The following is a 9,281-nucleotide window of genomic DNA, read 5'->3' as shown; positions in this document are numbered from 1 at the left end:
CCGAAACGGCCGGTCACGTTGCCGAAATCGCCGGTCACGATCCCGAAACGGCCGGTCACCTTCATCCGAAATACGCACCAAGGCGCCGGCATCGCAGGTGATATGCTTTCAATCTGCCGCTAAAAATAACTGAATTACATGCGACGCACAAAACGAAAATTTGGCATCAACGGGGCCTTCAAAATCAGACCAAAAACGAAAGGCGAAAAACCATCCCCGAAGGAAAGAGCGGAACTCTATAGCGCCGCTGCCTCGCTGTTTTACAAGATGTCCGCGTCGATCGGGGCAATCATCGTCTTTGCATATTTGTTCGAAATAGGATTCTTCCCGACCGGCTTGACGGCCGCAGAGGTAATATTTTTCGTATTTGTGGCAATGGGATTTGGCGTTCTCTACCTATTCCTACTGTGCTACGGTGCCGTGTCGGCGATTTGGTTGGTCCACTTGCTAGAGCGGCTGCGCGACACCTTGGCTTTCAAAAGGCGGCGGGGTAAAGCGCGATCGAAGGCATGGAACTTCCCCGTAAAACCGCTCGCATGCCAAATTCATCGCGTCAGATTTCGGGTAACACGTGCTTCGAGACGAATTCCCCATGTCCTGCATCCCGACCTAAGGGGATATGTCTATACGTTGGTGTCCGTTGGGCTCTGCGCTGTTCTCCTCTTGCTTGTGGTGGTGGCAAAGACCAGTTCCTTCAGAGGACTCTTGATCGGCATTTTCTTTGGCGGGTTCGTCGCACTCATGTTCTCCAATGTGAATGCGGGAAAAACCCGTGCAACTTCAGCGAAGAAGGGACGGTGGACTTCTTGGCGGTTTCGCCTGTTTCTCGCACTCGTATTCCCGCTGTTGCTGTTGCTTCCGTTTGGTGGTGCTACGGGGCTCATCTATCTGGTGTTTCAGCAGCTCGGCATCCGAATCCCGAATGTCAGTGTTGAGGTTCCAGCCTCCGAGCTGGATTCGGTGGAACGAGTCTCCGACGCTCTGAGGCGACCACTTCTGGACTGTCATCGTTCAAGCAATGGGAGGCTTCTCATTCACCATGCCGATGTGCTTTGGACGAGTATCGGGAACACTACTTACCTTTCGTTTTCGGTCAACAATCCGGTGAAGCCGGGATGGTTTGGCCCCGACCCCAAACCATTGCAGCAAGCAACGCTCAGACTCGATGCCAGTTCGGTACATGTCATCGAAGCAAGACCGCCGCTGAATCCCTGCTTCGACTTGCCGAGCGATATGTTATTTGGGTCGGCAAGGTACGAACTCACACCCGAGGCGAACGCTAGGCTCAAGGCACTCGTGTCTTCGATACAAACCGATGGTCAACCCGTACGTATTATCGTGCGGGGCCACAGTGATTCACGTCGTATCAGCGGTCAGATGGAGCGTGACGTTGGTGACAACCAGCGGCTTTCGGAGAGGCGTGCGGCTGCCGTGGCTGAAGCACTCCGCGAACTGATAAAGGTGCCGGGACTAAAAATCACATCCGAAGGGGCCGGCAGTCGTGAACCGAAGGTGAACTGTCCAATCGGGTCGGCAACGACCCCCTACGAGGCTGAGCAGTGCAATGCACCTAATCGTCGTGTCGAGATCCGCGTCACGTATGCCTCGGGTGTCATGCGGCGCAACGATAAACCGCAGTAGAGGCAACGCGCGACGATCCAGCGGTGGCGGCGACGAGCATTGATTGGGAGTTCGCCGGGCGGCAGAATCCGAAGTCGCTTTCGACCTGTTCGGCTCAATCCTAGCGAGCGAAAGCGACGAACTCGAATACGCGAAGCTGATGCAATTCTTCGAATCTTGAATAGGTTTGTACAGGGAGAGCTAAATTGCCGAGGATACTCCAAGCGATTAACGAAGACGGCTCCCGACTGGATGCTCGCTTCTCTGTGGATCAAGCAGACGTCATCCTGCACAGCCGAGGCGGAGCAAAGGGACGGCGTGGGGCGGTAAATGCAGACTATGCGAAAGCTCTGCTCTTGCTGACTAGAAGGCTTTCTCAAGCCGCAATACCCATACTTGGCGCATGGGTCGATAGCACCACCGTCCAGTCGCTACCTCTCAGCGCGCGATCCATTCTGAGCAAATCCGAAGGTAGCCTGTCGCCGGAGCAAATCTGCAGCCTTTTGAGCAGTCGCATGAAAGACATTCGCAGCGATACAAACTCATATGCGAAGGGAGGCAATTCGACAAAGCGCATTCGAATCGCGACCGGTTTCGACGGATCCAGCGAGGATCTGGCCAACCGGCTCGGAGGTGTAGCAACAGAAGGAGACCTCCGAAGCATGGAAAGACTACCCGCCGAGGTGCTGCGCCGAGCAACACCTGAGTATATCTGTCGAGCGGTTCAGCAATTCATCGATGGCAAAATAACAGACGATTCCTTTGGCCCGTCGACCGACTATGACCTGATCGCTGACGATGGCCGTCGACTTCGACCCAAAGCCGTCTTTGGACTCGCCCTTTCGATGGCGCTCGATGGCGCTCCGATCGGACCGAGACACTTTACCGCCGGGGGATTGTGTTTCGAGCTGCTGCAAGACGCCGGTTATCAGATTGTGCCGAAGGACGAGGCGTGTGAATCTCCCGATCACGACACTTACATCGACCGGGAATGGCGTGAGGGCGGTGCAACGCTGAAATCTCACTTGAAGCGTGAACGCGCTCCTGGCCTGGCAAAGGCAAAGAAGGCGCAATTTCGTCGAACACACGGGCGGCTTTATTGTGAGCGGTGTGGCCTAGATCCGGTAGCGCATTACAAGGCCGAAGAAGCCGAGGCCTGTATCGAAGTTCATCATTTCGCCACTTACGTGAGCGAAATGACCGAAGGCCACAGAACCACCCTTGATGACCTCCAATGCCTCTGCGCCAACTGTCACAGATTGGTCCATCGGACTCTAAGCGCGAAGAAAATGAAGGTCTGACGGAAGACGAAGGCGAACAGTGTGCGTGGGCGTGTCAGCCACGCGCCGTAGAGACGTTTGCGAACCGCGTTCGTTAGGGTGCTATCTGTGCCACTGCTATCAGTCGAGTTGTCCGCAACAACGATCACCGTGTTTCTAAGATCCTGAATACCCCCTGCGTATTGCTCGCAATGTGTCGACGTCACCTAGAAAAAATCTGTCAGCCAATTGTTCCTCCTTCATGGCGGGAAATTCGTCTTCAATCTTAAAGCCAAGCAATTCTTTTGCGGCCCAGGAACCGGTAGACGCAACTTGCTCGACAAGTTCCCGCTTCTCCGTAAGAAGGTAGTCCTTCCATTTTGGGAATCTATGCAGTCTGGCGATTGTTGAATGCCCCAAATTATCGTAGGTCACGCATGACCATTCCGTCAACCGCATGTCTCCGAGCGGTTTTTCCGCCAAAAGCACCCTGTAATTTGGGATAGCAGCAAGAAGTTTCTTCTCTAATTCCCAGTAGCCTCGGAGCTGACGCTTTGCTGATTCAATCTGTAAGCCTCCGCTGTCCGTTTTATTCTTCAAAACGAAGTCATCTAAGGCTGCAATCGCCTGCGTATCGATCAGACTGAGCAGTTGTCCCTCAGGCGAGGCGATCACTTGTGCCCACGAAATCTCAGGAAGGGTAAAGCGTGCGAGGGCATGTAGATCCGTCCCCAGCTTGCGGATTGCATCATTAGAGATGACGTTGATCTTGGCGATTCGGGAGACTGCGCTCGCCGCAAGCAGCACGAGCCGATACGGCTCGTAGTTTTTGAAGTAGGTAAGGCATTGATCCAAAAAAAACTTTACTGATGCATCCAGCTCCGCACCTCCCTGTCGTCCCGGGGCCAGCCATGCCGGAAGCCACTCCACGGTGTTGCGCTTTTCAGACAACCCCACTAGATACGCAGCCGCCTGCGACATGAAGGAGTCGTTGGCGGCTCTGGGGTGGTCAGGAAAGATCCTATACATCACGTCGAAGCTTCCAGGCACGCTAAGCTCTATCAGCCGCCTGTTCACCGCATTATCGACGGGTATCGGGAAATCGAACCTCATGTAGAGCTCGGTGAGCTCGACCAGCGATGCCGACTCTGCCTTCTCTCGTTGCGCGTCGGAATCCGGCTTCACCATTTTGCGAAAGTTTTCAATTACCTTGTTCTGCTTAGCACGGAGTCGGCGTTGCAGTAGGTCCGAAAATTCCTCCACCCGATTCATGACGAACTCTTTGTTGAAGACGCGATCGAGCAGCCGAATGACACGCCGTTTTTGAAAAAACCAAACCTGCATTGGCTCGAGTATCGCTCGCACCTTGTCGAATTGCGCCACGAGATTCTTTATCTCGACATGCAGAATGGGGTTTTCGACGTCCACCTCACGATCAAAGATTTCGAGCTTTAATCCATCGCATAGAACGATCAAAGCCGCATTCACACTCGGGTGAACCGAGTACTCCAACGCTTGGGAGAAGTCTTCGTAGCCGAAGGAGGAAACGCCGATCTGTGGTCGCTTTGCTTCCAGCAACCAAAAATTCTCGTCCCACAAGTGAACGTGATAGTCGGACCGACGCGGTTGTCCAACAAAGGTTAGATGGCGCTCGAGGCTGGTCGAGAAGGGCGTTCCTTTGTCGTACCCCAAGACTCGCAACATCGGATCAATGATGTAGGAGCGCACCTCGGCTTCATTGAAATTCGAGACATCGTAGTTCTGTATGTGTTGCAATGTGACGACTTTTTCGGACGTGAGCGGGTCCGAGCGCTTCGACACCATGAGCATATCGACGTCGAGCGAGCCCGACAAAAGCGGATCCATAAAATTTTCTCCGATGCGTGTGGTCTACGCTGTACCGTTCAGACGGACTGCTGGCCTTGGTTGGCGTCAGAGGCCGTTGCTCCCAATTCCGGCGCATAGATCTGGCACAAGACTTCCGCGACCAGCTCAATGGTTCCCAGCACTTGGTTCGTCAACATCGACGAGCCATGTGCCAACTCATTCCGCAAATTGGGAAGGCTCTTTCGCAGTATCTGCACCAGATCCCAATTCTGATCTTCTGGAGTGATGTTGACTGGCTCATCCTTGTCGACCGCCATGCTTTCGAGTTGCTGATCGATCATGGTTTGGAATATTTCCATTGATCGGCGCTGCCGCGCACGGTCTTCTGCGACCCCATGCCAGCGACGGAAGCCGTGGTTTCGAATGAAACCCTGGTCTATCGCATAACGCAGCAGGCCAGCTAACATCGGTTGCTGCTGCCATGGACGCTGATACGGCTCAGGCAGTCTATCGGGAAGTCGCATTCTGAGCCCAAACTCCAGTGCGAATAACGCCTGGCTTTGAGCCACTGGGAAGAAGCGGTACACGTGCCAAGCATAGAGGTAGAGGTTACGAGCCGTCTCGAACTGTATGGCTGCGGCTTCCGGCACATCGACGGTGAGCTGGATGGCCTCGATGTCGCGGTGGTGAGCAGCCAGCGATGGAAGAGCCTGCCCAACGAACATCATCGTGCGCGGGTCTGGCTCTGCCGCGGTGTCAGGGCTCCGCAAGCTTTCGGCGGCACTCAAGATGGTCGATTTCATGATGGATAATCGCGACACTTTCGGTTGATCTTGGGCATTTCGCCAGTCCTGCACCAGCTCCGTGTCCCTGATGACTATGAGGTGAACGCCGTCGAGGCCAGGTCCGGGTATATCGAAGAAGAAGCTCTTGCGGGATGCCCTGTCATGAAGTGCCTCGAGGGCGCATTCAATAACAACTGAACACGGCGCTTCGCGCCCACGCTTAGCGAATTAATCATGTGGACGCCAGCGGCTCGCCGCCGTTGGCGTCCCTCCCTGACTCATTCTGCATTGGAAGAATCTTGATTCTTGAGCTCGGCGAACTTGGCCGCCATCGTCGGGTTGCCCCGAGTCAGCTTCTTGATCGTCACGTCTTGCGCCTTGTCGTTCGCGAGACGAAGGTTTCGATCGGTGCCAAGCAGGGCGTCCTTCGTCTTCTGTAGGTGGTCGATCGACTTGTCGATCTCATCGATCGCCGTTTGGAAGCGCCTGGAAGCGAGATCGTAGTTCTTCGCGAATGCTGTCTTGAAGGTCTCGAGGTCGGCCTCGAAGTTCGTGATATCTATGTTCTGCGCCTTAACAAGTGCCAGTTCCGACTTGTACTTGAGCGCGTTCATCGCCGCATTCCTCAGAAGCGTAATGATTGGAAGAAAGAACTGCGGTCGGACGATGTACATCTTCGGGTAGCGGTGAAACACGTCGACGATCCCAGTGTTGTAAAGCTCACTGTCGGGTTCGAGCAGGGAGACCAGCACCGCATACTCGCACCCCTTCTCGGTGCGATCCTTGTCGAGTTCCTTCAGGAAATCCTCGTTCTTGCTCTTCGTGGCGGTGCGATCGCTCTCGTTTTTCATTTCGAACATGATCGAAACAATCTCGGTGCCAGCCTCATCCGAGTCGCGAAAGATGTAGTCGCCCTTGCTGCCAGTCCGCGCGTCGTTGTCCTTCTCGAAATATGCCCTCGAAAACGCCGTCGCTCGAATGCGGTTGAACTCGGTCTCGCAGTGCTGCTCGAGCGTTTCACCAATCATCTTGGTCGACAGGCGAGCCTTCATGTCCCGTAGGCGCTCGATCGCGTCATCGCGATCCTTGATCTGTGTCTCGTACTTGTCTTTGAGCGACTTCTCTGCGAGCTGCATCTCGAGCTCCGATCGCTCGAGGCCGCTCTTCAATTCATCGCGCTCCTTCTCGACCGCACTGAGTGCCTCGGTGATGGCGAGCTTCTGCGCAACCTCGGTGGCGTAGAGCTTGGCCTTCAGGTCCTGGATCTCAGCGTCCTTCGTCACGGCGGCGCTCTGCAGTTCGCTCATGAGCCTCACCTCGGCTAGCTTGGAAGCGGCTTCGTTGTCGTGCTTTGCCCTCTCAAGTTCGTTCGCGAGCGCGTCACGCTCTTTTTCCACTGCGCCTAGGGCCTCGGTCACGGCGAGCTTCCGCGCGACCTCGCCGGCATCGAGCCTAGCCTTCAGGTCCTGGATCTCGGCATCCTTGGCTGCGGCAGCCTTCGCCAATTCGCTGGCGACCTTGGTCGTGGCAAGTTCGACGGCATTCCGCTTGTCCTGCTCGGCCAGTTCAAGCCGCTCGTGCAACTGCCGCTCGAACTCGCTGTCGCGAACCTGCTTCAGAATGTCCGCATACCCGGCCTCGTCGATCTTAAATGCCTTTCCGCAGTGCGGGCAGATGATTTCATGCACGATTACTTACCCTCCACTTTAGCCATGACCTGCATGAGTATCTCTGGCACATTCCCTTCGGCTTTTAGTGTTGCCGTCCGGTATGCGAGTTGATTCTTCGCGAGGCTGATGCCTGCCGCAGCCTCAAGGTTGTTGCAGGCCGTAACCCATTCGGTCCAATTTGCTGACAGGAATGCTTCCAGGTGATCCTCAAAGATCGCAACCTCGTCAGCAACGACTGCAGACGGAAAGTCCTCTTCAGCTCGACCAAAATACTTCAGCACCGCGCGATTCGCTTTAGCATGGTTTTCCCGCTCTTCATCGATTTTTTTTTGCGCCTTCCCATTGGCTTTCGCACGCGCTTCAAACCCGCCATCCGCATCGAAGAGCGCGTAGACCGGGATACCAATCGACGCCAGGATCGCATGTGCGAGTGGGATAGATGTCTTGCCTCCCACGGGGACAATGGAGACGCCAGCGGCCTCAACCGAGCCAAGAGAGGTTTTATCGCCGATGCCGTAAAAGACTGCCGACTCTGTCGTGCCTTCCACGAGGAAAGCGCGATGCGCGAAGAGTGCCACGGCAAGCTGATTCGCTACAATGCCGTCGAGCTGGCGGTCAACGGTATCGGCGTTCATTACGCCGTTCAGCCTGGCCTTCACGCCATCAACCGTAGCGAGGCGGACAGTGACCACTGGAGTCTCGTCAGGTGACCTTGTCAGCCGCCTGACCTGGTCGAAATGTCGCGCCTCAAGGAAGTAGGGGCTATGAGTCGCATAGGTCACTTGGATGCGCTTACCGGCGTCCTCGGCGAGCGACCGGAGCACCTTCGCGAACGTCTGAGCTTGGATCGGGTGCTGAAAGAGTTCCGGCTCCTCGATCGCCAAGCAGATGACACCCTCTGCCGACGCCGCACCTGACTGCGCTAGGAGTTGTAGCGCCGAGATCAAAAGCGTGCGCTGAAAACCATGCCCCTGTCGCTCCACCGCAGTCTCGGTTGTGCCATCGAGCACTGCCACCTCGAATGTGGTCCGAGGGGCCTTGAGTTCCACCTCTGCCGGGGATACCGTGACAGCCCGACCAGGCGAGTAAGACATGACGACCTCGTTGAGTTGCGTCGTCATCGTCTCGAGTTGCGCCTTGAACTTCTCCTCGTAGACACTCTGCTGCTTTGCGCGTGACTCCTCGACGATCTTCGCGATCTCCTCATCAGCAGCAGCGCGATCGACTGATCGCTCAAGAATTCGACCGATGATGCTCGATTTCCCGTCGATCGACTCTTCGCTCGCCCGAAGATCGGCCGTGACCAAGACGAAGTCGAAAAGGCCACTCATCTTGCCGCCGCTGTTGAAGCCGAAGAAGTTGGTCTGCAGGGACTCTGGCGCTTCGACGAGCTGGTCGGTGTGATCAGCCTCCCAAGTCGTCATAGCTTGGTTGGCAGCATCGACATTGCTCCAGGCCGGGAGACCAAGCGACGAATCTGAGGTCCGCAGATTGTTGTAAGCGGCCTTCTTGTCGGCAGCCGATCCCTTACCGCGGATGGCGTTGAACGGCGCGTAGCTCTTCGAGTTCGCAGATAGGCTTTCGGAACCGTCATTGCCGCGACGCTTCCACGCGGTGAATGTCGTGACGCCGGCCGGCGCGTACTTGCCAAGCTCATTGCGATCCTTTTCGGTGAGGTCCGTGAATGTGACCTGAACCTCGATGTCTTCGTCAGTCGCCCCGAAGGAGCAGTCCTTCTCCGTTAGCGATCCGGGTTTGCCGTTAAAGTACCATTCGAGCGCACGAAGCACCGTTGATTTGCCGGCACCGTTCGGCCCGATGAATGTCGTGACAGTATCGAAGGGGATCGTCACGTCTTTCAACGTGCGGAAGTTTTTTATGCGAACAGATTGGATCTTCATTGGGGAATTCCAGCTTTTTGTGCCTTTTGCCCAGGACGGAGTTGCTGACACCGACTCGCTGCCTGAAAGAGCAGTCTATCGCCGGCTCATTCGTTAACCTTGAGCACGCCGCGACTTGGCGACCTACGACAGTCCGGTTTGGTAGCGAGTGGAAGCCGTTGACGCGTGTACGCGGAGATCTAGTCAACGATGGCTATACGCGAATCCCAGGAGCTATGC

General features: G+C 55.7%; 6 protein-coding genes. 2 read left to right on the top strand and 4 right to left on the bottom strand.

Going from position 1 to position 9,281, the window contains the following annotated elements:
- Window positions 1-138 precede the first annotated feature (138 nt).
- Both AB6809_RS19930 and AB6809_RS19925 read left to right on the top strand, forming a co-directional pair.
- Window positions 139-1,641 (top strand): OmpA family protein, encoded by a 1,503-nt coding sequence (locus AB6809_RS19930; RefSeq protein ID WP_371027046.1) that lies wholly within the window; start codon window positions 139-141, stop codon window positions 1,639-1,641.
- Window positions 1,642-2,135: 494 nt separating this feature from the next.
- Window positions 2,136-2,921, top strand: a complete 786-nt coding sequence (locus AB6809_RS19925; protein WP_371027045.1) for a hypothetical protein — start codon at window positions 2,136-2,138, stop codon at window positions 2,919-2,921.
- Window positions 2,922-3,056: 135 nt separating this feature from the next.
- Here the strand turns inward: AB6809_RS19925 and AB6809_RS19920 are convergent, their stop codons facing one another.
- From AB6809_RS19920 to AB6809_RS19905, 4 genes are all read right to left on the bottom strand, one after another.
- A complete protein-coding gene (locus tag AB6809_RS19920) occupies window positions 3,057-4,745 on the bottom strand; it encodes a hypothetical protein (protein WP_371027044.1) in 1,689 nt (562 codons plus the stop codon).
- 38 nt (window positions 4,746-4,783) lie between these two features.
- Complete coding sequence (locus AB6809_RS19915; protein ID WP_371027043.1) at window positions 4,784-5,509, bottom strand: hypothetical protein; 726 nt, start codon at window positions 5,507-5,509, stop codon at window positions 4,784-4,786.
- A gap of 260 nt (window positions 5,510-5,769) precedes the next feature.
- Window positions 5,770-7,179, bottom strand: a complete 1,410-nt coding sequence (locus AB6809_RS19910) for a DUF2130 domain-containing protein (protein ID WP_371027042.1) — start codon at window positions 7,177-7,179, stop codon at window positions 5,770-5,772.
- Window positions 7,180-7,181: 2 nt separating this feature from the next.
- A complete protein-coding gene (locus AB6809_RS19905) occupies window positions 7,182-9,062 on the bottom strand; it encodes an ATP-dependent endonuclease (protein WP_371027041.1) in 1,881 nt (626 codons plus the stop codon).
- Between the last annotated feature and the right edge of the window lie 219 nt (window positions 9,063-9,281).

Source organism: Paraburkholderia sp. RCC_158, from assembly GCF_041355255.1.
Lineage (GTDB): Bacteria > Pseudomonadota > Gammaproteobacteria > Burkholderiales > Burkholderiaceae > Paraburkholderia > Paraburkholderia graminis.
This window is presented reverse-complemented; position numbering and strand designations above follow the sequence as displayed.

Coding starts and splice junctions, on each gene's coding strand:
- AB6809_RS19930 (WP_371027046.1), top strand. CDS start 139: ATGCGACGCACAAAACGAAAATTTGGCATCAACGGGGCCTTCAAAATC.
- AB6809_RS19925 (WP_371027045.1), top strand. CDS start 2,136: ATGAAAGACATTCGCAGCGATACAAACTCATATGCGAAGGGAGGCAAT.
- AB6809_RS19920 (WP_371027044.1), bottom strand. CDS start 4,745: ATGGATCCGCTTTTGTCGGGCTCGCTCGACGTCGATATGCTCATGGTG.
- AB6809_RS19915 (WP_371027043.1), bottom strand. CDS start 5,509: ATGAAATCGACCATCTTGAGTGCCGCCGAAAGCTTGCGGAGCCCTGAC.
- AB6809_RS19905 (WP_371027041.1), bottom strand. CDS start 9,062: ATGAAGATCCAATCTGTTCGCATAAAAAACTTCCGCACGTTGAAAGAC.